The 26,643-nt window shown below is 51.3% G+C and carries 26 protein-coding genes and 2 pseudogenes; 13 read left to right on the top strand and 15 right to left on the bottom strand.

Features of this window, described 5'->3' with window-relative positions:
• The first annotated feature begins 2 nt into the window (after positions 1 to 2).
• The 4 genes and pseudogenes from Q3O12_RS03595 to Q3O12_RS03580 all read left to right on the top strand — a co-directional run bounded on the left by Q3O12_RS03595 (position 3) and on the right by Q3O12_RS03580 (position 2,042).
• On the top strand, positions 3 to 758 hold the full coding sequence (locus Q3O12_RS03595; protein WP_301669376.1) for a formylglycine-generating enzyme family protein: 756 nt from the start codon (positions 3 to 5) through the stop codon (positions 756 to 758).
• The gene (locus Q3O12_RS03590; protein WP_153067779.1) at positions 718 to 996 is read left to right on the top strand and encodes a hypothetical protein; all 279 of its coding nucleotides are present in this window, start codon (positions 718 to 720) and stop codon (positions 994 to 996) included. Before Q3O12_RS03595 ends, Q3O12_RS03590 begins: the two co-directional genes overlap by 41 nt.
• A pseudogene (locus Q3O12_RS03585) lies at positions 972 to 1,103 on the top strand (IS5/IS1182 family transposase); the annotation flags it as partial. The gene Q3O12_RS03590 and the pseudogene Q3O12_RS03585, both read left to right, overlap by 25 nt.
• 57 nt (positions 1,104 to 1,160) lie before the next feature.
• Positions 1,161 to 2,042 (top strand): carbohydrate kinase family protein, encoded by an 882-nt coding sequence (locus Q3O12_RS03580; protein ID WP_301669386.1) that lies wholly within the window; start codon positions 1,161 to 1,163, stop codon positions 2,040 to 2,042.
• A gap of 59 nt (positions 2,043 to 2,101) precedes the next feature.
• Here Q3O12_RS03580 and Q3O12_RS03575 read toward each other — a convergent pair whose 3' ends face one another.
• The 4 genes from Q3O12_RS03575 to serC all read right to left on the bottom strand — a co-directional run bounded on the left by Q3O12_RS03575 (position 2,102) and on the right by serC (position 5,868).
• Positions 2,102 to 2,659, bottom strand: coding sequence for a nitroreductase family protein (locus Q3O12_RS03575; RefSeq protein ID WP_301669374.1), 558 nt, complete (start codon positions 2,657 to 2,659; stop codon positions 2,102 to 2,104).
• Positions 2,660 to 2,735: 76 nt separating this feature from the next.
• The gene (locus tag Q3O12_RS03570) at positions 2,736 to 4,370 is read right to left on the bottom strand and encodes a phosphoethanolamine transferase (RefSeq protein WP_301669373.1); all 1,635 of its coding nucleotides are present in this window, start codon (positions 4,368 to 4,370) and stop codon (positions 2,736 to 2,738) included.
• A 62-nt stretch (positions 4,371 to 4,432) separates the two neighbouring features.
• Positions 4,433 to 4,765, bottom strand: a complete 333-nt coding sequence (locus Q3O12_RS03565) for a hypothetical protein (RefSeq protein WP_301669371.1) — start codon at positions 4,763 to 4,765, stop codon at positions 4,433 to 4,435.
• Positions 4,762 to 5,868: a phosphoserine transaminase gene (gene serC, locus Q3O12_RS03560; RefSeq protein ID WP_301669370.1), complete on the bottom strand. Its 1,107-nt coding sequence runs from the start codon at positions 5,866 to 5,868 to the stop codon at positions 4,762 to 4,764. Before serC ends, Q3O12_RS03565 begins: the two co-directional genes overlap by 4 nt.
• Positions 5,869 to 6,232: 364 nt before the next feature.
• Here serC and rimP point away from each other — a divergent pair, with 364 nt between their 5' ends.
• Genes rimP through infB form a run of 3 tightly spaced genes read left to right on the top strand, consistent with a single transcriptional unit; the run spans position 6,233 to position 11,094 of the window.
• Complete coding sequence (rimP, locus tag Q3O12_RS03555; RefSeq protein WP_161534099.1) at positions 6,233 to 6,664, top strand: ribosome maturation factor RimP; 432 nt, start codon at positions 6,233 to 6,235, stop codon at positions 6,662 to 6,664.
• A 27-nt stretch (positions 6,665 to 6,691) separates the two neighbouring features.
• Positions 6,692 to 8,194, top strand: a complete 1,503-nt coding sequence (gene nusA, locus Q3O12_RS03550; RefSeq protein ID WP_301669369.1) for a transcription termination factor NusA — start codon at positions 6,692 to 6,694, stop codon at positions 8,192 to 8,194.
• 11 nt (positions 8,195 to 8,205) lie between these two features.
• Complete coding sequence (gene infB, locus Q3O12_RS03545) at positions 8,206 to 11,094, top strand: translation initiation factor IF-2 (protein ID WP_301669368.1); 2,889 nt, start codon at positions 8,206 to 8,208, stop codon at positions 11,092 to 11,094.
• 160 nt (positions 11,095 to 11,254) lie between these two features.
• Here the strand turns inward: infB and Q3O12_RS03540 are convergent, their stop codons facing one another.
• The 3 genes from Q3O12_RS03540 to Q3O12_RS03530 all read right to left on the bottom strand — a co-directional run bounded on the left by Q3O12_RS03540 (position 11,255) and on the right by Q3O12_RS03530 (position 14,362).
• Positions 11,255 to 12,595 (bottom strand): GTPase/DUF3482 domain-containing protein, encoded by a 1,341-nt coding sequence (locus tag Q3O12_RS03540; RefSeq protein WP_301669367.1) that lies wholly within the window; start codon positions 12,593 to 12,595, stop codon positions 11,255 to 11,257.
• 38 nt (positions 12,596 to 12,633) lie between these two features.
• A complete protein-coding gene (locus tag Q3O12_RS03535; protein ID WP_301668043.1) occupies positions 12,634 to 12,942 on the bottom strand; it encodes a toxin-antitoxin system protein in 309 nt (102 codons plus the stop codon).
• A gap of 61 nt (positions 12,943 to 13,003) precedes the next feature.
• On the bottom strand, positions 13,004 to 14,362 hold the full coding sequence (locus tag Q3O12_RS03530; protein ID WP_301669366.1) for a DUF2868 domain-containing protein: 1,359 nt from the start codon (positions 14,360 to 14,362) through the stop codon (positions 13,004 to 13,006).
• 143 nt (positions 14,363 to 14,505) lie between these two features.
• On the opposite strand from Q3O12_RS03530, the gene trhA reads away from it, so the two are divergent.
• Positions 14,506 to 15,132 (top strand): PAQR family membrane homeostasis protein TrhA, encoded by a 627-nt coding sequence (gene trhA, locus Q3O12_RS03525; RefSeq protein WP_301669364.1) that lies wholly within the window; start codon positions 14,506 to 14,508, stop codon positions 15,130 to 15,132.
• A 63-nt stretch (positions 15,133 to 15,195) separates the two neighbouring features.
• Here trhA and Q3O12_RS03520 read toward each other — a convergent pair whose 3' ends face one another.
• Entirely contained in the window at positions 15,196 to 16,614 is a 1,419-nt protein-coding gene (locus tag Q3O12_RS03520; protein ID WP_301669363.1) for an alanine/glycine:cation symporter family protein, read from the bottom strand.
• Between the two features lie 326 nt (positions 16,615 to 16,940).
• On the opposite strand from Q3O12_RS03520, the gene Q3O12_RS03515 reads away from it, so the two are divergent.
• Positions 16,941 to 17,669: a YebC/PmpR family DNA-binding transcriptional regulator gene (locus tag Q3O12_RS03515; protein WP_002212681.1), complete on the top strand. Its 729-nt coding sequence runs from the start codon at positions 16,941 to 16,943 to the stop codon at positions 17,667 to 17,669.
• A gap of 58 nt (positions 17,670 to 17,727) precedes the next feature.
• Here Q3O12_RS03515 and Q3O12_RS03510 read toward each other — a convergent pair whose 3' ends face one another.
• Complete coding sequence (locus tag Q3O12_RS03510) at positions 17,728 to 18,216, bottom strand: disulfide bond formation protein B (protein WP_301669361.1); 489 nt, start codon at positions 18,214 to 18,216, stop codon at positions 17,728 to 17,730.
• A gap of 29 nt (positions 18,217 to 18,245) precedes the next feature.
• On the opposite strand from Q3O12_RS03510, the gene Q3O12_RS03505 reads away from it, so the two are divergent.
• Positions 18,246 to 18,497 (top strand): hypothetical protein, encoded by a 252-nt coding sequence (locus tag Q3O12_RS03505; protein ID WP_301669360.1) that lies wholly within the window; start codon positions 18,246 to 18,248, stop codon positions 18,495 to 18,497.
• A 503-nt stretch (positions 18,498 to 19,000) separates the two neighbouring features.
• Here the strand turns inward: Q3O12_RS03505 and Q3O12_RS03500 are convergent.
• Positions 19,001 to 19,465, bottom strand: coding sequence for an Lrp/AsnC ligand binding domain-containing protein (locus Q3O12_RS03500; RefSeq protein WP_002216720.1), 465 nt, complete (start codon positions 19,463 to 19,465; stop codon positions 19,001 to 19,003).
• A gap of 221 nt (positions 19,466 to 19,686) precedes the next feature.
• Between Q3O12_RS03500 and alr the strand changes: the two genes are divergently transcribed.
• Positions 19,687 to 20,745: an alanine racemase gene (gene alr / locus Q3O12_RS03495; RefSeq protein WP_238003262.1), complete on the top strand. Its 1,059-nt coding sequence runs from the start codon at positions 19,687 to 19,689 to the stop codon at positions 20,743 to 20,745.
• 63 nt (positions 20,746 to 20,808) lie between these two features.
• On the opposite strand, the gene Q3O12_RS03490 is transcribed toward alr, so the two are convergent.
• From Q3O12_RS03490 to prmB, 5 genes are all read right to left on the bottom strand, one after another.
• A complete protein-coding gene (locus tag Q3O12_RS03490; RefSeq protein ID WP_301669357.1) occupies positions 20,809 to 22,167 on the bottom strand; it encodes a PFL family protein in 1,359 nt (452 codons plus the stop codon).
• A 52-nt stretch (positions 22,168 to 22,219) separates the two neighbouring features.
• Positions 22,220 to 22,873 carry a DUF6630 family protein gene (locus Q3O12_RS03485; RefSeq protein ID WP_003754521.1) on the bottom strand — a complete coding sequence of 218 codons (654 nt, stop codon included), beginning with the start codon at positions 22,871 to 22,873 and terminating at the stop codon, positions 22,220 to 22,222.
• Positions 22,874 to 23,382: 509 nt separating this feature from the next.
• A complete protein-coding gene (locus tag Q3O12_RS03480) occupies positions 23,383 to 23,655 on the bottom strand; it encodes an ACT domain-containing protein (RefSeq protein ID WP_003680574.1) in 273 nt (90 codons plus the stop codon).
• Positions 23,656 to 23,780: 125 nt separating this feature from the next.
• Positions 23,781 to 24,518: a toxin-antitoxin system YwqK family antitoxin gene (locus Q3O12_RS03475; protein WP_301669350.1), complete on the bottom strand. Its 738-nt coding sequence runs from the start codon at positions 24,516 to 24,518 to the stop codon at positions 23,781 to 23,783.
• 137 nt (positions 24,519 to 24,655) lie between these two features.
• Entirely contained in the window at positions 24,656 to 25,555 is a 900-nt protein-coding gene (prmB, locus tag Q3O12_RS03470; RefSeq protein WP_301669349.1) for a 50S ribosomal protein L3 N(5)-glutamine methyltransferase, read from the bottom strand.
• A gap of 144 nt (positions 25,556 to 25,699) precedes the next feature.
• Between prmB and Q3O12_RS03465 the strand changes: the two genes are divergently transcribed.
• The gene (locus Q3O12_RS03465) at positions 25,700 to 25,975 is read left to right on the top strand and encodes an LPD3 domain-containing protein (RefSeq protein ID WP_301669347.1); all 276 of its coding nucleotides are present in this window, start codon (positions 25,700 to 25,702) and stop codon (positions 25,973 to 25,975) included.
• 111 nt (positions 25,976 to 26,086) lie between these two features.
• Positions 26,087 to 26,523: pseudogene (locus Q3O12_RS03460) on the top strand (HK97 family phage prohead protease); the annotation flags it as partial.
• Positions 26,524 to 26,643 lie beyond the last annotated feature (120 nt).

Here is a 26,643-nt window from a genome sequence, read left to right as displayed (position 1 = left end):
ATATGAAGTTTACCCGGTTACTCTTTCTCTGTGCGGCACTCGCCAGCACTCAAGCGGCAGCTGCCGAAATGGTTCAAATCGAAGGCGGCAGCTACCGCCCGCTTTATCTGAAAAAAGATACCGGTCTGATTAAAGTCAAACCATTCAAACTGGATAAATATCCCGTTACCAATGCCGAGTTTGCCGAATTTGTCAACAGCCACCCCCAATGGCAAAAAGGCAGGATCGGTTCCAAACAGGCAGAACCCGCTTACCTGAAGCATTGGATGAAAAACGGCAGCCGCAGCTATGCGCCGAAGGCGGGCGAATTAAAACAACCGGTAACCAATGTTTCCTGGTTTGCTGCCAACGCCTATTGCGCCGCACAAGGCAAACGCCTACCGACTATTGACGAATGGGAATTTGCCGGACTTGCTTCCGCCACGCAGAAAAACGGCTCAAACGAACCCGGCTACAACCGCACTATTCTCGATTGGTATGCCGACGGCGGACGGAAAGGCCTGCACGATGTCGGCAAAGGCCGCCCGAACTACTGGGGCGTTTATGATATGCACGGTCTGATTTGGGAATGGACGGAAGATTTCAACAGCAGCCTGCTTTCTTCCGGCAATGCCAACGCGCAAATGTTTTGCAGCGGCGCGTCTATCGGGTCGAGCGACTCGTCCAACTATGCCGCCTTCCTCCGCTACGGCATCCGCACCAGCCTGCAATCCAAATATGTCTTGCACAACTTGGGCTTCCGTTGCGCAAGCCGATAACCCCTTCAATTACCAAAGCAGCTTTGGCGGTACTGAAAAGTACCGCCGTTTTTTGCCCGAAAATTCTAGTTTTGTTTCATTATCTTGCAATTTCAAGCAATATTTTGTAGGAAAAAAACAAAATTATCTTGCGGTGAATCAAACCACCTTTGCGGCAAACCCGTCAAAATACCGACAACGTTTTATTTTTCCAACGAAATTTATAAAACCCATTCGGAATATTACTATAGTGGATTAAATTTAAATCAGGACAAGGCGACGAAGCCGCAGACAGTACAAATAGTACGGCAAGGCGAGGCAACGCCGTACTGGTTTAAATTTAATCCACTATACATTCCCGATCAGCGACGGTCTGCAAAGCCGTCAAACTTTCCGACTATTTATCCAAACCAAGGAAATCCAATGAAAATTACCGGCTTCGGCGAGATACTGTGGGATACTTTCCCTGATGGAAAAATTTTGGGCGGCGCACCTTTAAACGTGCTGTACAGATTACAATCGCTCGGTATGGATACCGCCATTATCAGCAGTAGGGGAAATGATGGCGACGGAGAAGAACTTGTTCGACAAATACAACAAAAGAACATCGTTTCCAACTTTATCCAGATTCATCCGGATTATCCCACCAGTCAGGTTAAAGTGTCGCTGAATGCCCACGGCAGCGCATCCTACGAAATTGTCTATCCCTGTGCATGGGACGGCATCCGAACAGAAGAAGCAGCACTGCACCGCGTTGCCCAATCCGATGCCTTTATTTTCGGCAGCCTGGTCATGCGCGACGAAACCTCCCGAAAAACTTTAAACAGCCTGTTGCAACAGGCAAAATTCAAAATCTTCGATGTCAACCTGCGCAAACCGCATTACGACACTTCCCTGATTTTAGAAACCATGAAACAGGCTGATGTCGTCAAACTCAACGATGACGAACTCTACGAACTATCAAAGATTTACGGATCGCCCTATCACGGTTTGGAGCAAAACATCGTTTATCTGGCAAAACTGACCGATACGGACACTCTTTGCGTAACATTGGGCAGCCACGGCGCAGTCCTGTACAAAAACGGGGAATTTTTCCGACACGGCGGATTTAAAATCGAAGTTGCCGATACCGTCGGTTCGGGAGACAGTTTCCTTGGCGGTCTGATTTATCAGCTGCTCAACCGCGCTGAACCCCAATATGCCCTCGCCTTTGCCTGCGCACTTGGTGCGCTGGTCGCCTCCGAACATGGCGCGACACCCGACATTTCCCCCGAACGCATCGAGCGTTTCATGAATCCGGTTTAAAACGCATGGAAAAATGCCGTCTGAAAGCCTTTCAGACGGCATTTTGCTTGAGATTCCGTTTACCAATGGCTGACAAACGCTTCCAAATCGGTATTCTTGGGCTTATGCACTTCCTCTGTCGGCGTGCCGACCATCATCAGCCCGATGATTTTATCCTTATCCGCACAACCGAAAGCCTCACGCAGCAAAGGGCTGTTGACCCACATCCCCGTAATCCAGACATTGTCGAATCCCTGAGCCGTTGCCGCCAGTTGCAGCGCATACGCCGCACAACCCGCCGTCAGCATCTGTTCCCATTCCGGTTTCGGCTTAGGCACATCGCGGTTGGGCGCAAACGTTACCCCGATGACCATCGGCGCCATATTGCCCACTTTTTCCGCCTTCTGCAACGCCTCCGCGCCGAAATTCAACGCGTCAACCGTCTGCGCCAAAATACGGCGGAAACGCTGCAAAGCAGTGTCCCCCTGAATCACGGTAAAACGGAACGGGCGCATATTGCCGTGATCGGGAACTTGGGTTGCCGCCTGCAACATCTGTTCCAACTCCGCCGCATCGGGGGCGGGGGGCTTCAGTTTTTTGGAAGATCGGCGGTTCGTCAATAATTTTAAAGCATCCATATCGTTATACTCCGGTCGTCGGTCGGGTGTTTCGGGCGCATATGCCGTCTGAAGGCTTCAGACGGCATATGCGGCATCAGCGCGGACGGCGGCAGGCTGCCAATATATCCATTTCCTTCCGATAGGTTTGGCTGTTGGAAATGTCCATCAGCCCCAATACCGTGCTGAAATAGTGGTCGTGCGAATATTCGTTTTCCGCCGCTTTTTGTTTGAGGCATTGGAAATCTATGCCCCCGTGTTGGCGGAAGGCTTTGGAAAACCACATAACCATCGGGATATGCGTCTGTCCGGAAGGCGCGATGGCGTAAGGCGCGGCGTGCAGGTACATCCCGTTTTCGCCCAGACTTTCGCCGTGGTCGGAAACATAATGCACCACGCTTTCCAAATCGTCGCGGTTTTCAAGTTTGCGGATAACCTTGTCGATAAACTGGTCCACATACAAAACCGTATTGTCGTAAGTGTTGACCAGCGTGGCGCGGGCGCATTTGTCGATTTCGTTGGTGTCGCAGGTCGGCGTGAATTTGCGTTCGGCTTCGGTATAGCGTTCGTAATATGTCGGCCCGTGGCTGCCGATGGTATGCAGGATTAAAACCGCGTCTTTATCGTTTTTGTTGAGAGCCTCGTCGAACTTGGTCAACAGGATATTATCGAGGCACTCGCCGTTGCGGCAGTATTCGGGCAGGTTGAGCGAAGTAACGTCAGTATTCGGCACTTTGCCGCACACGCCCTTGCAGCCGGAATCGTTTTCCAACCAAGTAACTTCCACACCGGCGCGCTGCACGATGTCCAGCAGGTTGTCTTGGTGTTCGGCTTTGATTTCGTCATAATCCGTGCGGTCGAAGGTTGAGAACATACACGGCAGGGAGTGCGCGGTCGATGTGCCGCAGCTTCTGACCTGCGGGAAATTGACAATTTCATCGCCGCGCGCGGCAAGCAGCGGCGTAGTTTGGCGGCTGTAACCGTTCAAACCCCAGTTGGCGGCACGCGTGGTCTCGCCCACGACCAGCACCACGAAACGGCGCAGGCTGCCTGCCGGGCGGTTTTGCACGACCGCCATATCCAATTGCGTATAAGGAATATTGGAACGCTTCCAATCTTTGTATTTCGACACGCCCGCGCCGATGAAATTAGACGGCACAATCAGATGGGTTACTGATTTATTGTTGCGGAAAAACGAGGCGTAATCCTGATATTGCAACATCGCGATGCCCAACGCGCACAAAAAGGAAACGGCTGCAAGCACAAGGCGCGTCAAAAGCTCCTTATACCAAACGCGGTATTTGACCTTGACGGCGATATACGCCAGCGCGGGCAATACGCCCAAACATACAATCCACAGCACATAACCCGGCGTAATCAGGCGCGCACTTTCCACCGCCGTGGTTTGCAAGACATTATTCAACATCGACTTGTTGAAATAGATATTGAAAAATATTTCTTGGTAAGATACCGCCGCACTGATAACCAATATCAACGGAGTCAATACCTTATGCACGAAAGGCAGGGCAATGACATGGAAAACGAAATTACTTAAAAAAAACAGCACCACCGGCATCGTATAGAGGAAGATATCCGCCCCGGTGCCGTTAAAAGGATGAAGCTCGACAACTTTGGCAAAAAAGGCGTAATTCAATACTAGCGAAGAATACAGGGAAAGGAAGGCAATCAGCGCGGAAGAGCCGAGCTTCGGCCTCAGGTTTGGTTTTATCATTTGGAATGTGTTGGATAAGGGTTGGAAAAGGCATCCGGAATCCGGATTATTGAAAAAGATTCTTAATTATAAGGCAATGGAGCAAAGCAGGGCAAGAAAACGGCGGCTGCGCGGGGTTTCCGCCCGCCATTCAAACGTCCGGCAGACATAAAAACATCGTAAGCAAGATTCGAACCGGTCTTCAACCACCCCTGCCAGAAAAGCGGGCAAAGCATTTCATATTGGAAAAACCCGACCGCGCCGCCGACGGTGCAGTCCGGCACAAACAGCATCAGGGTAAAAAGGACGGGCAACCGCCGGCAGCGCAGTTTTACCCCGCATCCCAAAACGCCGCCGGAGAACGCCGAAACAGCCGATGCCGTCTGAAGCCGCTTCAGGCGGCATTTGAAAATCAACCGTAACGCCGTTGGAAATCGCGCATAAAATCTGCCAAAGCCCGCACACCTTCGAGCGGCATCGCATTGTAGATGCTGGCGCGCATCCCGCCGACAGACTTATAGCCCTTCAACAGGCACAAGCCCTGCAACTCGGCTTCCAACACAAAGCGGCGGTCCAAATCCTCGCTTTCAGTTTTGAAGACCACGTTCATTTTGGATCGCGCATCGGGATGGATATCGTTGATATAAAAACCGCCGCTGCCGTCTATCGTCTCATACAAGGTTTGCGCCTTCAGCCGATTGACCGCTTCAATTTTTTTCACGCCGCCCTGCGTTTGCAACCAGCGGAACACCAAGCCCGACATATAAATCGCATAAGTGGAAGGCGTGTTGTACATACCGTCGCGGTTGATGTGTGAACGGTAGTTGAACACATCGGGAATATCGTTCGGACAACGCTCGAGCAAATCCTCGCGGATAATCACCACCGTAACCCCTGCCGGCCCGATGTTTTTCTGTGCGCCTGCGTAAATCAAGCCGTAATCGGATACATCAAACGCACGCGACAAAATCTCGCTCGACATATCGCACACCAGCGGCGGCAGGCCGTCTGAAAGTTTGGGGACGTTTTGATACTGCAAGCCGTTTACGGTTTCATTAATCGCAAAATGAACAAACGCAGAATTCGGATTGACATCCCAATCCTCCACCGCAGGCAGGTTTTTATAGGCATATTGCTCGCCGCCATGCGCAGCCAAACGGATTTCGGCATTGCTCAAACGGCTCATCTGTTCATAGGCAATACGGCTCCAGTTGCCCGTTACCACCGCGTCGGCAGTCGCAAAACCGTGCGCCAAATTCATAGCCACCATATTAAATTGCGTGGTCGCACCGCCCTGTAAAAACAGGATTTTATAGTTGGACGGAATATTCAAAAGCTGGCGCAAGTCTTGTTCGGCATGATGCAGAATACTCAAAAACATATCCGAACGGTGGCTCATCGCCATCACGGGGAAACCCGTACCGTTGTAGTCGAGCATTTCCTGTTGCGCCGTTTCCAACACGGCTTCAGGCAACACGGCAGGGCCGGCGGAAAAATTGTAAATCGGATAAAGAGACATGATGCAGCCTTGATTCTGAACAATAACCCACCCGATTTTAGGCTTGCAGCAGGCTTTGTGCAAGGATGGGAAATACCTGTCCTCCGCCCGACTCCATGCCTCCCGAACACGGAAAATAATATCAATATATTGATTTACAAACATAAAAATTATGCCAGCGACAAATAGATATATTTGTTTTGTCAACAATATTCACGATTTCCCATTACAAACCTCCCTTACACCCGCTTTTTTCCGTCCCAAAAACACAAAATAAATCAACACTTTCATTTCTCCGCAAAAGCGGTTATAATCACGCCGATTTTTCAACTTTGACGAAAAATGGCCACGGGGCCATTTTTTTATTATGTACATAGGGAGCAGCATGGATATTCAAACCATCCTCGAAAAAACCCTGCCCGGCCTGGGCTACGAACTGGTCGATTTTGAACTGACCGCGCAAGGAACATTGCGCGTGTTCATCGACAAAGAAGGCGGCATTACCGTCGAAGACTGCGCAACCGTCAGCAACCACTTGAGCCGCGTCTTCATGGTTGAAGACATCGACTACAAAAACCTGGAAATTTCCAGCCCCGGACTCGACCGCCCCTTGAAAAAAGCCGCCGACTTCGTGCGCTTTGCCGGTCAGAATGCCAAAATCAAAACCCGCCTGCCGATAGACGGTCAGAAAAACTTTATCGGTAAAATCGAAGGCTGCGAAAACGATACCGTTACCGTATCCTTCGACGGCAAAACCGTGCAAATCGGGTTGGACAACATCGACAAAGCCCGCCTGCGCCCCGAATTCAAATTCTAAAACACAGCAATATTGGAGATGTTCAAAATGAGTCGTGAAATGTTACAGCTGGCAGAAGCACTGGCAAGCGAAAAAAACGTTGATGCGGAAGTCGTCTTCCAAGCACTGGAATTCGCACTCTCTACCGCCGCCAAGAAAAAGGCAGACCGCGAACACATGGACGTGCGCGTCCAAATCAACCGCGATACCGGCGAATACCAAACCTTCCGCCGCTGGCTGATTGTCGCCGATGAAGACTATACCTATCCCGATGTCGAAAAAACCATCGAGGAAATCCAAGAGGAAATCCCCGATACGACCATCCAAATCGGCGAATACTATGAAGAGCAGCTGCCCAACGAAGGCTTCGGCCGCCAAGCCGCGCAAACCGCCAAACAAATCATCCTGCAACGCATCCGCGATGCAGAGCGCGAGCAGAATCTGAACGAGTTTCTCGCCGTCAAAGAAGACATCGTGTCCGGCACGGTCAAACGCGTCGAACGCCACGGCATCATCGTCGAAGTCGTTGCCGGCAAACTGGACGCGCTGATTCCGCGCGACCAAATGATTCCGCGCGAAAACTTCCGCAGCGGCGACCGCATCCGCGCCCTCTTCCTGCGCGTCGAAGAAATCGGCAACACCGGCCGCAAACAAGTCATCCTGAGCCGTACTTCCGGCGATTTCCTCGTCAAACTGTACGCCAATGAAGTACCTGAAATTGCAGACGGCATGCTTGAAATCCGCGCTGTCGCCCGCGACCCGGGACAACGTGCCAAGGTCGCCGTCAAAGCCAACGACCAGCGCATCGATCCGCAAGGCACCTGTATCGGCGTTCGCGGTTCGCGTGTCAACGCGGTCAGCAACGAATTGTCCGGCGAACGCATCGACGTTGTCCTTTGGTCGCCCGAGCCTGCCCAATTCGTCATGAGCGCGCTTTCCCCCGCCGAAGTCAGCCGCATCGTCATCGACGAAGACAAACACGCCGTCGATGTCATCGTATCCGAAGACCAGCTCGCGCTCGCCATCGGGCGCGGCGGTCAAAACGTCCGCCTCGCCTCCGACCTGACCGGCTGGCAGCTCAACATTATGACCTCCGCCGAGGCAGACGAACGCAATGCGGCAGAAGATGCCGCCATCCGCCGCCTGTTTATGGATCACTTGAATGTGGACGAAGAAACCGCCGACGTACTGGTTCAGGAAGGTTTTGCAACCTTGGAAGAAGTCGCCTATGTTCCTGCCGCCGAACTGCTTGCCATTGAAGGATTTGACGAAGAAATCGTCGATATGCTCCGCAACCGCGCCCGCGATGCCATCCTGACCATGGCGATTGCCGCCGAAGAAAAACTGGGCGAAGTATCCGACGATATGCGCAACCTCGAAGGCGTAGATGCCGATATGCTCCGCAGCCTTGCCGAAGCAGGCATTACCACCCGCGACGACTTGGCAGAGCTTGCCGTGGACGAACTGATTGAAATCACCGGTGTAAACGAAGAAACCGCAAAAGCCGTCATCCTGACCGCACGCGAACACTGGTTTACCGAAGACAAATAAAGGGGGTACAGATGAGTAACACAACCGTAGAACAATTTGCCGCCGAGCTGAAACGCCCCGTCGAAGACCTGTTGAAACAGTTGAAAGAAGCCGGCGTCAGCAAAAACAGCGGCAGCGATTCCCTGACGCTGGACGACAAACAGCTTCTGAACGCCTACCTGACCAAGAAAAACGGCAGCAACGGCGGCACCATCAGCATCCGCCGCACCAAAACCGAAGTCAGCACCGTTGACGGCGTAAAAGTCGAAACACGCAAACGCGGACGCACTGTCAACATTCCTTCTGCCGAAGAATTGGCAGCACAGGTAAAAGCCGCCCAAACCCAAGCCGCACCTGTCCGGCCGGAGCAGACGGCAGAAGACGCGGCAAAAGCCCGAGCCGAAGCTGCCGCACGTGCAGAAGCCCGTGCCAAGGCAGAAGCGGAAGCGGCAAAACTGAAAGCGGCAAAAGCAGGCAACAAAGCCAAACCTGCCGCGCAGAAACCCACCGAAGCAAAAGCCGAAACCGCACCCGTTGCGGCGGAAACCAAACCCGCCGAAGAAAGCAAAGCAGGAAAAGCCCAAGCCGACAAAATGCCGTCTAAAAAACCCGCCGAGCCCAAAGAAAAAGCCGCCAAGCCGAAACACGAGCGAAACGGCAAAGGCAAAGATGCCAAAAAACCGGCGAAACCTGCCGCACCTGCCGTGCCGCAACCCGTGGTCAGCGCGGAAGAACAGGCGCAACGCGATGAAGAAGCACGCCGTGCCGCCGCACTTCGCGCCCATCAAGAAGCCCTGTTAAGAGAGAAACAGGAACGTCAGGCACGTCGTGAAGCCATAAAACAACAAGCAGAGCAACAGGCAAAAACCTCACCGGAAGCCAAAACCGTGGGGCAGCGCACAGCAAAACCCGCTGAAAAAACGCAGGCTGTCGCTTCCGCAAGCGAAAACAAACCCCTCAATCCGTCAAAAGCAAAAAAAGAAGACCGCTACAACCGTGATGACGAAGGCCAGGGCCGCAATGCCAAAGGCAAAGGTGCAAAAGGCGGGCGCGACCGCAACAATGCCCGCAACGGCGACGACGAGCGCGTACGCGGCGGCAAGAAAGGCAAAAAACTCAAACTCGAGCCGAACCAACACGCCTTCCAAGCACCGACCGAACCCGTCGTACACGAAGTTTTGGTACCCGAAACCATTACCGTTGCCGATTTGGCGCACAAAATGGCAGTCAAAGGCGTGGAAGTGGTCAAAGCCCTGATGAAGATGGGCATGATGGTTACCATCAACCAATCTATCGACCAAGACACCGCCCTGATTGTGGTGGAAGAACTCGGCCACATCGGCAAACCCGCCGCAGCGGACGATCCGGAAGCCTTTTTGGACGAAGGTGTGGAAGCCGCAGATGCAGAAGCCCTGCCCCGTCCGCCCGTCGTTACCGTGATGGGCCACGTCGACCACGGCAAAACCTCGCTGCTGGACTACATCCGCCGCGCCAAAGTGGTACAGGGCGAAGCGGGCGGCATTACGCAGCACATCGGCGCGTACCACGTCAAAACGCCGCGCGGCGTGATTACCTTCTTGGATACCCCGGGCCACGAAGCCTTTACCGCTATGCGCGCACGCGGTGCGAAAGCAACCGACATCGTGATTCTCGTGGTTGCCGCCGACGACGGCGTGATGCCGCAAACCATCGAAGCGATTGCCCACGCCAAAGCGGCAGGCGTTCCGATTGTGGTTGCCGTCAACAAAATCGACAAAGAAGCCGCCAACCCCGAACGTATCCGCCAAGAGCTGACCCAGCACGAAGTCATCCCCGACGATTGGGGCGGCACGGTGCAGTTTATCGACGTTTCCGCCAAAAAAGGAACGAACATCGACGCGCTGCTCGAAGCCGTATTGCTCGAAGCCGAAGTATTGGAACTGACCGCACCTGTCGATGCGCCCGCCAAAGGCATCATCGTCGAAGCCCGTTTGGACAAAGGGCGCGGCGCGGTTGCCACATTGCTGGTTCAAAGCGGCACGCTGAAAAAAGGCGACATGCTGCTGGCCGGTACGGCATTCGGCAAAATCCGCGCGATGGTCGATGAAAACGGCAAATCCATTACCGAAGCCGGGCCGTCCATCCCGGTCGAAATCCTCGGCTTGTCCGACGTTCCGAACGCGGGCGAAGACGCGATGGTGTTGGCGGACGAGAAAAAAGCGCGCGAAATCGCCCTCTTCCGCCAAGGCAAATACCGCGACGTGCGCCTTGCCAAACAGCAGGCGGCAAAACTGGAAAATATGTTCAACAATATGGGCGAAACCCAAGCCCAATCTTTGTCGGTCATCATCAAGGCAGACGTGCAAGGTTCTTACGAGGCCTTGGCGGGCAGCCTGAAAAAACTGTCCACAGACGAAGTGAAAGTGAACGTGTTGCACAGCGGCGTGGGCGGCATTACCGAATCGGATGTCAACCTCGCCATCGCGTCCGGCGCGTTCATTATCGGCTTTAACGTGCGTGCGGACGCTTCTTCGCGCAAACTTGCCGAAAATGAAAACGTGGAAATCCGCTACTACAACATCATCTATGATGCCATCGACGACGTGAAAGCGGCGATGGGCGGTATGCTCTCTCCGGAAGAGAAAGAACAGGTTACTGGCACGGTCGAAATCCGTCAGGTCATCTCCGTTTCCAAAGTCGGCAACATTGCAGGCTGTATGGTTACCGACGGCGTGGTCAAACGCGATTCCCATATCCGCCTCATCCGCAACAACGTGGTCATCCATACCGGCGAGCTGTCGTCTTTGAAACGCTACAAAGACGATGTTAAAGAAGTCCGCATGGGCTTCGAGTGCGGTCTGATGATTAAAGGCTACAACGAAATTATGGAAGGCGACCAACTCGAATGTTTCGACATCGTCGAAGTTGCCCGCAGCCTGTAATTCCTTTGCAAATAAAATGCCGTCTGAAACGTTCAGACGGCATACGAAACGGGTTCTGTATCATACAGAACCCGTTTTTTGTCGCAAATCGACTTCAGCGACCCTCCTGCCCTATCCCGATTTGAATCTGACTTGCCATACAAACAGGCTTCAGACGGCATTATTTTCCCGACAGGCGGATTTGAAGTTTCTCCACATATCCGGCGCGTTCGGCGCGGCTGGTTTCGGGGCGGTGCGTATTGAGCGACGACCATTTCCAATGACTGCGGGCTTTGTTGAGTTCGGGCGGGAGTCTGGCGGCGTCCCACGGGGCTTTGCGGCTGTGCAGCTCGATATCCGACTGCGCCGCGTGGCCACGCGTTTGCAGGACGTGGAGCAGATCGAGGGCGCGGGCGGCGAGCAGGGTCAGGGTTTCGGGGTCGGTGTGCAAGGTTTGGCGACCAGCAAGTTTGTCGGAAATGGTGCGGGTATTGGGCAGGATACCGCCCAAAAAGCCGCCGATTGCCGTACCCAATCCGAGCGAGCCGCCGAGTGTGGCGATGTCCAGCCCCAAGCCGATGAGTGCGCCGGTTGCCGCACCCGTGCCGGTGCGGATGCCGTATTGTTTGAGCAATTCGCTGTCGAACGGGTCTTGGCGGAAGGCTTGCGGCATCCAACCGCCGCCGTCGATTTCGCTGTGGTAGAAACGGTAGAGAGCAAACAGCCGCTGCTGCATCTGCCGTTCGAGTTGGCGTATTTCCGCCTGCATGGTTTGCAACACGGTGGCGGTATCCTCGTTTTCGTCCACTTCCTGCCTGAAGGCGGCGGCATCGAGCAGGAAATCGGCGATTTCGCGGCGCGCTTCGCCGTCCAGCCGCTGCCATTCGCGCCGGCGCATGGCTGTCAGGCGGTCAAGTGTGCTGCGTTCGGGCAACATGGTGGCGAGGTTTTCCCACAGGCGTAGTTCGCCTTCAAAATCAAAGGCGACGGTGTCGAACCCTGCGAAAACGTGCAGGTTTCTCCTCGCCAGCATGGTTGTCCACGATTCGGGAGGCTGTCCGCCGGTAAAGTTGAACACGGGCATAACCGGTTTGGCGCACCATGAAAGGATAATCAATTCATCCCGATATTTGTCGAGAACCGGCTCGCGCGCGTCGATGACGTACATTGCCATATCGCTTTGCAAGACTTGCCGTAAGACTTTGGCTTCCTGATTGAAATCATGGTGCGCGCCGTGGCTGCCGAGAAACTGTTGCAGCCGTTCGATGCCGTCTGAACGATTGTCCGTATGGTTTTCCAGCCATTCCAGCACGCCGCCCGCGTCTTCGAGTCCGGGCGTGTCGTACAGGAAAACCAGCGTGTCTGCGCCGTCGCTGATGGCGGCTTCTTCGACATGACGCGTGGTCGATGGGGCGTTTCTGACTTCGCCGAAACCGCTGTCGCGCAAAAGGGTACGCAGGAGCGAGGTTTTGCCGGTGTTGGTGTGTCCGACGACGGCGAGGGAAAGGGGGCGTGTGTTCATGGTGTTTTGTGATAAGAAAGATGGGGTTCAGACGACCTTTATAAGTATCCGTATATTGTCAAGGTTTGGTCTTTTATTTCAAATTCGTATTGCCCACGCTCCCGTATGGCTTGGGTCAGGCGAGCCGCGCAGACATCAGGAAGCAGGACTGTTTCAATATATTCGATTTCGGACAACTTCAGCGGGCCGGCAATCCAATCATCACTGTAACCGCGTAAATCTTCCGAATAAATTTCCAAACGCATATCATACATCCGCTCATCGCCCAACATTTTGGCTTTGGCAAACTGTTGCCCTGTTTCTGCAAAAACCACATCGAAAATTTTTTGCCATTTGCTGTCATTCATCAGCCACGCTTTGCCCGTTCTAATTGAAGCAATGCGCCTGTTGTGTCTCCGTTGCGCTTCACTATCCATTATGCAGCCCCGCTTCGGTTTTCAGACGACCTTCCTGCGCCGCCCTGTCTGGTTCCAGCCACGCCGCGCCGCATTCGGCCAGCGCATTACGCCAATGTTCCAGCTTTTCCGAAAGGTCGTCTGAAAGCCCCTGTTCCGCCAAAAGCTGCACCACCGCGCCGCCCTGCGCCGCTTCCGAGAGTCGGACAATCTGCCGCAACACGCCGCGGTCGGGCACAGTTTGAGCGCGCACGCCGATAAGCAGTTGCGCCGGTTTCTGCTTCAACTCCGCTTCCAGTGCGGCAACCTGTTCCCGATTGGCGGCAACGCCTTTATCCAGCCATTCCTGCGCCAATCTGCCCGTAAACCATGTGCCTTCGTGCCACTCGGTCTCCAGCATGACCGCCCATTTCGGCGCATCGTTCAAGACGATTTTCGGCGAAACGGCGGACACGGTTTCGTGGCACGTATCCGCATCGACGATTTGCGTCTGCCAGCGGCGGATAACCGCCTGATAATAGGGTTTTTCCAAATCCAAGCCGTTTTCACTTGTTTTCAAAAGGATTTTACACACTACCCAAGCCAAGAGACGCGGCAGGATGCCGTAGCAAGCTATGCTGCCGACCAACAAGCCCGACCACGCGCGCGCATCGGCGATATTGCCGTTCAGACGACCTTCGACCACCGCCCGCGCATCGGGGACAGGGAAACCGAGTTTCGACGGCAGCCATGCCAACATTTCCACCAGCCGTACCGAAGACGAATCGCCCAACAGCGTGCTTTCCCAGTTGAACGTATATTGCCGCACCAAAAGCAGCAACAATACCGACACCAGCATTCCGAGCAGCGTGCAGAGCCACAGGCTGTGCGACGTTGCGCCTATTTTCCAACGTACCGAAGGTTGCCGCCACTCGTCCGCATACAGCCGCAACACCGCCTGATTGACAGGGTCTTTGCCCCGAAACCACGTCGCCGGACTGCTGAAAAACCGCCCCACTTTCACGCGCAGGAACAACGTTGCCAACCATACCGCCAACATCAGCGTATTCATGCCCAACACGCCCGCCAAAATCAGGAAGAAATTCAGCCCCTGATTGTCCATCAGAAGATAAGTGCCTGAAAATCCGGCGGTAAACATCATCGATGCCGCCACCACCCACAACCAGAACGACCCCGCACGCACACGTTCCAACGTATCCCGCAGCATACGGTTCCTGTCGATCATCTCCGCCCGACGGATGATTTTTTCCTCCGTACTGCCGTCCACACGGCGCAAAGCCTCCGTCGCCTGCACGGGATCGCCGCTGAAAATAAAACCGCCTTCATCCAAAATACGGACCAGCTCAACCAGTTTTCGGGATGGATTCAACATAAAATGCCGTCTGAAAATAAAAAAACAGATTTTAACACACGCATTTTCAAGAATATTCACAGTGTAGGCAAAGAGTAAATCTCACACAGGGGCAAAAGTATCGGCGTAAACTGACTGCCTCTACTTTCCTGAAAGATTGTGCGATGTATGCAGGCGAACGCTTCAATACTTACAGCCATTTGAGCGGTTTGATTCTGGCGGCGGCAGGTTTGGTGCTGATGCTGCTGAAAACCATAGGACACGGGGACGGCTACCGTATCTTCAGCGTATCGGTTTACGGCATCAGCCTTCTTCTGCTCTATTTGAGTTCCTCGCTGTACCACGGAATTGCAGCCGGAAAACTGAAAAGCATTTTGAAAAAAACCGACCACTGCATGATTTATGTGCTGATTGCCGGAAGCTACACACCGTTTGCACTGGTTTCTTTGAGAAACGGGCCGGGCTGGACGGTATTTTTACTGTCCTGGCTGCTGGCGGCTGCAGGAATCGTACAAGAACTCACCATCGGACGGAAAAGCGAAAAACGTCTGCTGTCTATTGCGATTTATATCGTAATGGGCTGGATGGTCTTGGCGGTAATGAAATCCCTGACAGCCTCACTCCCGCCGACAGGACTGGCTTGGCTGGCGGCAGGCGGTATGCTGTACAGCGTCGGCATTTACTGGTTTGTAAACGATGAAAAAATCCGACACGGGCACGGAATCTGGCATCTGTTCGTATTGGGCGGCAGCATCACCCAATTTGTCAGCGTGTACGGTTATGTAATCTGAATGCCGTCTGAAAAGCAAAACCTCCCGTTCCTGAAGATTGGGAGGTTTTCTGTTTGCCGGACATCAGCCCTTGTCGTGGAACTCGTGGAATTCATACTGATAGGACAAATCCCGACCCGCTTTTTTCTGTGCCAAATAATCATCATAAATGGCGCGGATTTCCTTACGCAACAAAAACAGGGCAATTAAGTTCGGGATAACCATAAAGCCGTTGAACATATCGGACAGGCTCCAAACCAAATCGACTTTACCGAGCGTACCCAAAACGATGGCAAGCAGAACCAATGCGCGATAGATGCCCAAGTGTCTTCCCCTGAAAAGAAAACGGATGTTGGACTCGCCGAAATAATACCAGCCGATAATGGTAGTAAAGGCGAAGAAGGTCAGACACACGGCAAGCAATTGCGAACCGAAGCCCGGAAATGCCTTGTTAAAGGCAAATTGAGTAACCGCCGCGCCCTGTTCGCCCGAAAGGTTGGCATCAGTCAGCAGGATAATCAATGCCGTAGCCGTACATACCAAAATCGTATCGATAAATACACCGACAAATGCCGCCATACCTTGCTGCACAGGATGTTTCACGTCGGCAGTCGCATGGGCGTGCGGCGTAGAACCCATACCTGCTTCGTTTGAAAACAGACCGCGCGCCACGCCGAAACGTATCGCTTCACGCATACCGATACCCGCAGCACCGCCCAAAACGGCTTCGGGATTGAAGGCGGCGGTAAAGATGTGGTTGAACATCGGCACAATATGGTCGGAAAATTCAAACAGGATAACGACGGCGCACAAAATATAAACAACCGCCATAAACGGCACGACAAACTGGGCAATATTGGCAATACGGTTCACACCGCCAATCACAACCATGCCCGCAAGGACGGCAAGCACAATACCGACTGCCAAAGAAGGCACATCAAATGCAATGGTAACGGCAGAAGCGATGGAGTTTGCCTGAGTCGCATTGCCGATAAAGCCCAACGCGATAATCAACGCAATGGAAAAGAAACCGGACAGGAAACGCGCCGCGCCCCTGCCGATTTTCGGAGTCAGACCGTGCGTAATATAAAACGCCGGTCCACCGATGTATTTGCCGTGGCTGACGACGCGGTATTTCTGCGCCAGCAGTGCCTCCGCAAAAATCGTGGACATCCCCAAAACGGCAGAAAGCCACATCCAAAAAATCGCGCCCGGCCCGCCTGCGGTAATGGCGGTCGCCACACCGGCGACGTTGCCCGTACCGATTTGCGCGGATATGGCAACCGCCAACGCCTGAAACTGCGATAAGGACTTATCGTCTTTATCGCCTTTGGCAAACAAGCCGCCGAATACGGATTTGAATCCCACGCCCAGCTTGGTAATCTGCGGCGCACCAAGATACAGCGTAAAAAACAGGCCGATACCCAAAAGGGCGTAAATCAACAGGTAGTCCCAAAGGAACCGATTGACTGTACCCACCAGAACAGACAATATATTTTCCATAAAATAAACCTTATCTTACGATTAAAATGACTGCTTTCCCCAAGACATTCCAATAAGGAAACACGGCGAGCAGACCGTATTTGCCGCAACAGATGCCTTCAATTGTCAACAATCGGGGAGAAGCTGTGCCATCATACCGTAAAATATCGTTAATTAGAATATTTCTTTATTTTTAAGCGGAAAGCGGAGGAAATCATTTTCAGACGGCATAGACAACGGCACGGCATAAAACAGGATATTTTGGGTGCTTGCAACTTATGTTAAAATGCCGACCGTAAAAAATCTGACAAAAACAGATTAATTATTTGAAATAAGAAAGGAAATTTATGGCAGGCCATAGCAAGTGGGCGAATATCCAGCATAAAAAAGCCCGTCAGGATGCCAAACGCGGCAAAATCTTCACCCGTTTAATCAAAGAAATCACCGTTGCGGCGCGTATGGGCGGTGGCGACCCCGGTGCGAACCCGCGCCTGCGCCTGGCTTTGGAAAAAGCAGCCGAAAACAATATGCCCAAAGACAATGTGCAACGCGCCATCGACAAAGGTACGGGCAACTTGGAAGGCGTGGAATACATCGAATTGCGCTACGAAGGCTACGGCATCGGCGGCGCGGCTTTGATGGTGGACTGCCTGACCGACAACAAAACCCGCACCGTTGCAGACGTGCGCCACGCGTTTACCAAAAACGGCGGTAACTTGGGTACCGACGGCTGCGTGGCGTTCAACTTCGTGCATCAGGGCTATTTGGTATTCGAACCCGGCGTTGACGAAGACGCGCTGATGGAAGCGGCTTTGGAAGCCGGTGCGGAAGACGTGGTTACCAATGACGACGGTTCGATTGAAGTCATCACCGCACCAAACGATTGGGCGGGCGTAAAATCTGCTTTGGAGGCGGCAGGTTACAAATCCGTTGACGGCGACGTAACCATGCGCGCCCAAAACGAAACCGAACTCTCCGGCGACGATGCCGTCAAAATGCAAAAACTGATTGACGCGCTGGAAGACTTGGACGACGTGCAAGACGTTTACACTTCCGCCGTATTGAATCTGGACTGATACGCAGCACAGCAGACATACAATAAAATGCCGTCTGAACCTTTCAGACGGCATTGATTTATTTTGCCTTCAGCCAGGCAGCCCAAACCGCCAAAACCACAAGCAGAAAATACGCTGCGCTCCAAACAGGCAAGGCAATTCCCAGCAGATAATCTGGTTCGGCACAATTTCCGAACCCGCGCACAACAGGCTCGAACCAATCAAACAAAGGCCAGCCCTTCAATCGGAACGTCCACGGCGCGCCGCACGAAGGAGCGGTTCCCGGCGGCAGCGACTGCAACCACAACTGATATGCCGCAACAGCCGCGCCCGTAACGGCCGGAATGCTGATAAAGACAGTACCGAACAAACCGCCTGCCCTTCTTCTTGGTCTGCACATCAGGACAATTGCCGCACACAATGCGGTTGCCAAAACGCACAACCGCTGACTGATGCACAAAACGCAAGGCTCCATACCCAAAACATACTGTGCCGCCAAAGAACCGGCAAATGCACAGACCGAAACGGCAAACAGCAGCCAAACGGCTTTTCTAAATAACGGGGTCATTTTCTCAACACACCAATCAAAATACCGATATGCCGATTTTGCTGGATATATCCCAAGATGGCAAGGGACGAATCAACACGGGCGCAGGTGCGGACGATTTCGGTTTTCCCCGATATGCACAAAACCTGACAAGGGACAAAACGGCGATTTATCCGCACAATGCCCGAAAAAAATACATCCGGAGGATTTTAATTTCGGCAAATTTAGCGAATCAAAAGCAACAGCCGATAAAGAAAAGGCAAAAGTTTATTTCAATGAAAGCATATGATTTTTTTGAATAAGCGGATTGACGGGCTTTTGAGGGAATTTGTTACCGGATAGCCATCGGGCAAGTTTTTTGCAAAATTTGAATCAGTCGGGTAAATTTTCAAAAAATAATTGACAGCAGATAAGAAACGGCGGATAATTACCGCCGTTGAGTTGCTTGATGCAGCTTGATTTTTCTCCTCTATTTCTCCTTTGTAGACTTGGCGCACACTTAGACAAGCTGTGCGCATTTTTTTATCCCGCCCTTTTTTGAAGTTTAGTTACTTTTATCGTTTGTATTTCCATTCTTTAAGAAATTTAACAAGAAAAAACTTGCCTTTTATGACTGATAACGGCATAATTTACCCCGTTAGCTGGTTCGAGTAGTCAGTTAATAGTTTCTCCTCTATTTCTCCTTTGTAGACTTGGCACACATTCTATTGAATGTGTGCATTTTTTTATCTAAAACTACAACCTGCCATACGTTTTGTTGTTATATTTCATTCAGGTGTCAAACTGTATAGCCAGCCTGAAATATTCAATCCAAATCCAACACCGGATTTTCTTTGACCTCCTCCATCACAACATAACTCCTACTCTCCGAAGCGGCAGGCAGTTGCAATAGGATATTGCCGAGCATATCCCGATAGGCCGACATATCGGGCAAACGTACTTTAATCAGGTAGTCGTATTCGCCCGATACCAAGTGGCATTCCATAATTTGCGGAATTTTCAGCACTTCTTTTTTGAAATCTTCGAAAATATTGCCCGATTTGGATTGCAGCTTCAGCTCGACAAAAACCAATAGCGGTTTGCCCAACAGATGGGGATTGAGGTGGGCGTGATAGCCGGAAATATAATGTTCCCGCTCCAAACGGCGCACCCTCTCTGTAACGGGCGTGGTGGACAACCCTACCTTCTCGGCAAGCTCCGTCATCGGGATGCGGGCATTCTGTTGAAGGATCTTAAGGATGCGGAAATCGATTTTATCTAGTTCTTTCATTTGGATTGCCTTGTATTTATTATTGATTTTAACAAATAGAGTATAAATTTGGGAAAGCGATTATATCAGGAAAAGCAAACCGCCTTCCTACCTGAAAACTGCTGCTCCGGCTTGAAGACACAAGGGTCTTTAATATTTTAAAAGCCTTGCCGTTGGATTATAATTCCCTAATTGATTTCTTAATTTTGCTAATAAACACTTGTTTGGTAAGGAATGAATTTATGCGCCCTTTGAACGTGCAGATCAGGTTGGGCAACCTTAGGCACAATTATCGGATTTTGAAGGAAATGCACGGAGGCAAGCTGTTGGCGGTAGTGAAGGCCGACGCATACGGACACGGTGCGGTCAGATGTGCTTTCGCGCTGGCAGACTTGGCAGACGGCTTTGCCGTGGCGACAATCGACGAGGGAATCAGGCTGCGGGAGAGTGGCATTACCCATCCGATTGTCCTTTTGGAAGGCGTATTTGAAGCATCGGAATACGAAGCGGTCGAACAATACTCGCTTTGGCCGGCAGTCGGAAACCAATGGCAGCTTGAGGCTTTGCTTTCCCGCCATTGGAAAAAAACTGTCAAGGTCTGGTTGAAAATGGATTCAGGGATGCACCGTACCGGATTTTTCCCTCATGATTACGCTTCGGCATATGCGGCATTGAAACAGTCAGAATATGTGGACAGTATTGTCAAGTTTTCGCATTTCTCCTGTGCGGACGAACCCGAAAGCGGTATGACGGAAATACAGATGGAAGCATTCGATTTGGGTACGGAAGGGCTGGAAGGCGAAGAAAGCCTTGCCAACTCCGCCGCTATTTTGAATGTTCCCGAAGCACGCAGGGACTGGGGGCGCGCGGGCTTGGCGTTGTACGGCATTTCCCCGTTCGGAGGCAGCGATGACAGGCTGAAGCCCGTGATGAGGCTTTCCACCCGTATTTTCGGCGAACGCGTTTTACAGCCGCACTCCCCTATCGGTTATGGCGCGACATTTTATACCAGCAAATCTACGCGCGTCGGCCTGATTGCCTGCGGTTATGCGGACGGTTATCCGCGCCGTGCCCCAAGCAATTCCCCCGTCGCCGTCGACGGTAAATTGACCCGGGTCATCGGCAGGGTCTCTATGGATATGATGACCATCGAGCTGGACGCTTCGCAAGAAGGTTTGGGACACGAGGTCGAACTGTGGGGCGATACGGTCAACATCAATACCGTTGCCGAAGCGGCCGGAACCATCCCTTACGAATTAATGTGCAATATCAAACGTGCAAAATTCACTTATATCGAGTAATCGACTCCAAACGAAAATGCCGTCTGAAGCCTTTCAGACGGCATTTTCCCATCAAAACCGCAATCAGTTTTTCATCGATTGAACCGGTGCGGGAATCCTGCCGCCGCGGTTAACGAACACTTCGCATGAGCCTTCTTTAACCGGCATTACAGGCGCGTAGCCCAACAGACCACCGAACTCGACGCTGTCGCCGACGGTTTTACCCGTTACCGGAATAATGCGCACGGCAGTGGTTTTGCTGTTAATCATACCAATGGCGGCTTCGTCGGCAATGATGCCGGAAATAGTGTGCGCGGGCGTGTCGCCGGGAACGGCAATCATGTCCAATCCGACCGAGCAGACGGCGGTCATCGCTTCAAGTTTGTCCAGCGTCAGCACGCCTGCTTCGGCGGCGGCAATCATACCTTCATCTTCGGAAACAGGGATAAATGCACCGCTCAAACCCCCGACCGCGCTGGAAGCCATCATGCCGCCTTTTTTCACGGCATCATTCAGCAATGCCAAAGCTGCTGTTGTGCCGTGCGTACCGCAGACGCTCAAACCCATTTCTTCAAGAATGCGCGCCACCGAGTCGCCGACGGCAGGGGTTGGCGCCAACGACAAGTCGAGAATACCAAACGGGATATTCAGCATTTTTGAGGCTTCGCAGCCGATGAGTTCGCCCACGCGGGTAATTTTGAAAGCGGTTTTCTTCACAACTTCGGCAACTTCGGTCAATGTCGTTGCATCTGAATTTTCCAACGCGGCTTTGACCACGCCCGGCCCCGATACGCCGACATTGATAACGGCATCCGCCTCGCCTGAGCCGTGAAACGCGCCCGCCATAAACGGATTGTCTTCCACCGCGTTGCAGAACACGACGATTTTGGCGCAGCCGAAACCTTCGGGCGTGATTTCAGCAGTGCGTTTGATGGTTTCGCCCGCCAGCTTGACCGCGTCCATATTGATACCGGCACGCGTGCTGCCGATATTGATGGAGCTGCACACGATATCAGTAGTCTTCATCGCTTCGGGAATGGAGCGGATTAACACCTCGTCTGAAGGCGACATGCCTTTTTGTACCAGCGCGGAAAAACCGCCAATAAACGACACGCCTATCGCTTTGGCTGCCTTGTCCAAAGTCTGCGCCACGCTGACATAACTGTCGGCTTTGGTTGCCGCCGCGATTTGGGCAATCGGCGTAACGGAAATGCGCTGATTCACAATCGGTACGCCGTATTTGGCGGAGAGATGTTTCGCCGTAGCGACCAAATCTTTGCCGACGGTGGTGATTTTGTTGTAAATGTTTTGGTTCAACACATCGATGTCGGTGCTGATGCAGTCGTGCAAATCAATGCCTATGGTAATGGTGCGCACGTCAAAATTCTGGTCGGCTACCATGCGGATAGTTTCGAGGATTTCGTTGGAATGGACTTGGGACATTTTTGGGGATTCCTTGTTGAATGGGTTTTATTTGGTGCAGGCTGCCTGTGATTTATTTTTGTTCTGAGACATAATGCGGTGTTTCTTCTACTGCGGCAAACAGTTTGCCGTCCGCATCCCATAAGGGTTGGCGGCAGGAATCGCAGTATGCCGCTTCGTGATTAGCATACGGCGGCGGCTCGCTTATGGCCAAATCCCATGCCGACAGTTGACCGCAGGAGGAGCAATCGACCGTATATAAGATGAAATTTGCCGCTTTGTTCAGACTTTGGAAGGTCCAAAAATCAGACTGGATTCTTTCCAAACTTTTACATGCGTTGCTCGGAACAATAAACACAGTGTAGTCATCGCTGCCGCTTTCCAAAAACATCAACCGCATTTTTTGCCGTTTGAGTTTGCCGTCGAAATAATCGAAGGCAAAGGGCAGAAAATTGCCGCTTTCCCAATCTTGGCCAAATTCTTTATCGAATTTTTTATATAAATCATCAGGTTTTACTTTTAGTATTTCTTTGCCGAATGCTACCAAACGCTCATTGACAAATTGATAAAGCTCACCCTGCCCACTCTCCCCTTTCCAATCTAAAAAGAGAAAAATACGGTTTTGATACAGGGCTTCTCGCAATATTTCGTTTTGAGAAGCTGATGGCAGCAGCGCAGTATATTCGTTTTCGGTAACAATTTTTTGCAGTATTTTTTCGGGTTTCATTGAAATATTCTCGTATTTTGGTATTTTGAAATGCAGACTGCCTGTATTTCCTTTTGCTTGGATTTGTTTTTACCGCCCAACCACTACCGCAACATCAGCCGTTTGACAAGCGCAAACACAGGAAGCGACAGCAAAAACGCCAAAAATCCGTGCTCCACGCTCTACACTTTGAACGACACGGTATCACTTTGTTATCGATCACGATTTGGTAGCGTGCAGTCATAAAAGCATTGGCATCCAATCGGTTGTTGACGTAAAACAGCTCGAACGTGTCGGATGGCAGACGGATCTGTTGTAGGTATACGCCTTTGCGGTCGCGCAACACAGTATCTTCGCATACCAAGGTTTCGATGCTTCTCACTGGTTTAGAGATCGGCGCAGGATTATCATGGTAAAACTCCTTCTTTTCAGTCAGCCTGACCGGCCAGTAACGATGGTATCTCTGCCCTGTTCTCCAACACATTCAAAGCAGCCTGCACTTTGAAAACCAGGGTGTAGGCTGCTTTTTTTCAGATTCGGTGCATGGCTTGGAAAATTTCTTCGTTTTGCATGCGGATATCAAGCGCGAGTTTTTTGCTCTCTTCCGCAAACAAATCCAAAACCTCCTGCCGCGATTTGGTGCATTTTGAAGTGTCCACCAAGATAATCATGGTAAAAAAATCATCCATCAGTTGTTGGCTGATGTTGAGAATATTAATCTGGTTTTCCGCTAAAATTTTGGAAACGTCGTACACAATGCCCACACGGTCTTTGCCGATGACGGTAATGACTGAATTGTTCACAGGCTTACTCCTTGCAGATATCCGTTAAAGTCCGAAATTATACCACCGTCAGATTTTGAAGAAATATTGTCAACAATATATACATACAAAATGCCGTCTGAAGCCATTTCAGACGACATCAAGATTCAGGGTTCGATTAAATAACCATCCTTATCCCACTGGGTTTTCCTGACCAACTTGTCATCCCGATAAACAGCCTCGCTCTTTTTAGAACCATCTTCATACCACTCCAAAACCACCCCGTTGCGTTTATGGTGGCGGATAGACAGTTCCGAGAGTAACCGGCCGCTTTCATCCCAAGTCAGAATCTTGACTGGCTCATCATTAACCATAACCATTTCCGTCTTGATACTTCCGTCGGCATACCATTGCTTCCATACGCCGTTTGCCTTATTTTGCTTAAACTGGATTTCGCTTTCCTTGCCGCCGTTACGGTAATAGCGGTACCCCGTACCTTCACTCAAACCATTTTTATAAGGCATAACCGCAGATTTTTTACCGTTCGGATACCAGTTGACCCATTCCCCGTCCGGCTTACCCTTGCTGAAGCCCCCCGCCATTTTTTTCTGACCATTAAAATGCCACAAAATCAACATACCGTTTTGCAGGGTAGGTACAAAAGATTTGATTTGCGTTGAAGCAACGATATAAGGTTCGGAATATTTCTTCATCGACGGATAATAAAAATCCTGCGCGTGCGCGATACCCGCCGCCACACTATATTGCCTGATATAAGCCGCAGACGACATCGTCGCCGTCAGTTTCCCGTTCTGATTAAAATAAACAGAATAAGTCTGCGCTGGCAAAGCGGCCGAAAAACCCAACAGGACAATTGAAAATACAATCCGAGATAATTTTTTCATTGCAATAGCGATATAAAAACAATTAACTTATAAACAATATGGTAAGGATTTCTCTGCCAAGCGTCAAACCCGAGACAACGTATCGTAAAAATGCCGTCTGAAAACAAATCGTCTTCAGACGGCATTTCCCCTTCAACTCACTCTTCACCCAATAACTGCTCGCGCGTCAAGAGGAAAACAAAACCGTCGCCCCCGCTGGTTTCCAACCAAGTAAAAGGCAACTCCGGATACGCTGCTTCCAATACATCCCTGTTATGCCCGATTTCCACCAGCAATACACCTTTAGGATTCAGAAACTTTGCCGCATTCAGAAGAATCTGCCTGGTGGCATCCAATCCGTCCGCCCCGCTGCCCAATGCCAATTCCGGTTCGTGCAAATACTCTTCAGGCAATAACTCAACCGATTCCGCATCGACATAAGGCGGATTGGAAACAATCAAATCATAAGTGCCTTCCAGTCCCTCAAATAAATTGGTATGAATAAGCCGGATACGCTCTTCCAGACCATAATCTTCAATATTGATCCCTGCAACTTCCAAAGCATCCAAGCTCACATCAACCGCATCAATTTGGGCATCAGGATAATGATGCGCCATCTGAATGGCAAGGCAACCGCTTCCGGTGCAAAGATCTAAAGCATTATGCACCAACTCATCATACTCTATCCAAGGACGAAGTCCGTTACCCAACAATTCATAAATAAAAGAACGAGGTATGATTACGCGCTCATCCACATAGAAATCAAACTCCCCCTGCCATGCCTGGTGTGTCAAATAGGCAGCAGGAATGTGTTCGACAGCACGACGCTCAATAACCGCCAGCACTTCCTCTTTTTCAGCTTCCAAGAGTTTTGCATCAAGATATGGGGCAAGCATATCTAAAGGCAAATTCAAAGTATGCAAAATCAAATAAGCCGCTTCATCATGCGCATTATCTGTTCCATGACCAAAAAAGAGCCCTGCCTCATTAAAACGGCTGACTGCAAAGCGTAAAATATCGCGGATAGTCGTCAATTCTTGTGCTGCCTGATTAAACATAATATAAACCATTCTGCGTATAGATGCTTTTAATTATAACAGAAACAACAAGCAAACCTTTTCATATCGCCAAATAACCACTCAATCTACCCATACATCTACATAAATGCCCGCGCGAAAACCATCGCCCGAACGGAAACGGCGATGGCAGACGGTATGGGCAATCTGATAGGCTGGCACTCTGCGTCAAAGGCAAATCAGGCGGAATTATCCATCATGACAAACCTTGATGACTTATTGCGCTACGCAAAATATGAATGTTCTTATCCGGATAGGAAAGGTCGCCCTGATATTATTGCAGCACATAAGTATCGTGCCGTTGCCAAGGTTGGGAATGAGTCTTTAAATGTCGGCGTGATTGTAAGGGAGTTTCCAGACGACCATAAACATTACGACCATTTCATCTTGAAGGATGAGTAAAGCCCTTTTGCAGTGTAGCTCTGGAGCGGATACCGTTAAGGCAAGTACGCTTCCAGCCTTACAAAAGGGCTTTAAATTCAGCATGCCATTTATACAGACAGGAGTAAACCCATGACAAAGTTATACGCAGAAATCGCCAAGATGGAGACGCAGGACGACGGCACGGTCAAAGTTTGGGGTTATGCCTCAAGCGAGGCGGTCGATTCAGACGGCGAAGTTATCGCGGCGCCAGCTATGAAGGCGGCGATTCCCGATTATATGAAGTTTGGCGCGGTGCGCGAGATGCACGGCTCAAACGCGGCGGGAACGGCGATTGAAATCAACGTCGAAGACGACGGCAGAACCTTTTTCGGTGCGCATATCGTCGATCCCGTTGCCGTGGCGAAAGTCAAAACAGGCGTTTACAAAGGCTTTCCCATCAGCGGCAGCGTTACCTCCCGCGATGATTTGAACAAGTCGCAAATCACGAGCCTGAAGCTGACAGAAATCAGCCTTGTCGACCTCCCTGCCATCCCGATGCGGTGTTTACCTGCTTTAAAGCGGACAAAGGTGCGGAAGCGGTAAACAACGATACAGAACATAATGCTACATATTTTAGCCATTTCCCTTCCAAACAAAAAAGCACCGGCGGCAGCCGATGCCCCTTCCCTTACAGGTTCCCCTATTTT

The sequence above is a fragment of the Neisseria benedictiae genome (assembly GCF_958267435.1).
GTDB classification, from domain to species: Bacteria; Pseudomonadota; Gammaproteobacteria; order Burkholderiales; family Neisseriaceae; genus Neisseria; species Neisseria bergeri.
Note: the sequence above shows the minus strand (reverse complement) of the source record. Positions and strands in the feature narration are given on the sequence as shown.